Source organism: Natrinema limicola JCM 13563, assembly GCF_000337475.1.
Taxonomy (GTDB): domain Archaea; phylum Halobacteriota; class Halobacteria; order Halobacteriales; family Natrialbaceae; genus Natrinema; species Natrinema limicola.
Genome location: NZ_AOIT01000002.1, coordinates 1 through 509, shown reverse-complemented (window position 1 = coordinate 509; position 509 = coordinate 1). Strand labels below are relative to the sequence as shown.

The following is a 509-nucleotide window of genomic DNA, read 5'->3' as shown; positions in this document are numbered from 1 at the left end:
CTCACACCCGAACAGAAGGCGGCACTCGAGGCGGCTATCGAGCGCGGGTACTACGAGGAGCCACGGCAGCAGTCAGTCACTGAAATCGCCAAAGACGTCGGCGTATCGAGGTCCACGTTCCAGTATCGTCTCAACCGGGCTGAAGCGTGGCTGGCACAGCAGTTTGCTGCCGATTCACTCGGTGCCGATCTTGATGTGGATCTCGATCTAGAAGATGTCGAGTTTATCCAGTGAGCGAGCAGGTCGAACACGCATGGGTTGGAATATGCCGAAGTAAATCCCACCCCAATGGCTCCTGTAGATTCGGGTATGGCAACGACGACTAATGCCAGCGTTCAGTTGATTCGCAACGCGACCATCCTCGTAGATGTTGGTGATACGACGTTCCTTGTGGACCCGATGTTCACGCCGCAGGGCGAGATGCCGACCATTACAGACAACCCGGTGGTTCCGGACTTCCTCACCACGGCGAATCAGGATCGGAATCCGCTCGTCCCGCTGCCCGACAT

At 57.2% G+C, this 509-nt stretch carries 1 protein-coding gene and 1 pseudogene; both read left to right on the top strand.

Annotation, left to right across the window (positions count from 1 at the left end; translation table 11 throughout):
- Nucleotides 1–234: helix-turn-helix domain-containing protein (locus C476_RS00015; RefSeq protein ID WP_008008539.1), on the top strand; the 234-nt coding region annotated here is incomplete at its 5' end.
- A gap of 75 nt (nt 235–309) precedes the next feature.
- Nucleotides 310–509: pseudogene (locus tag C476_RS00010) on the top strand (MBL fold metallo-hydrolase); the annotation flags it as partial.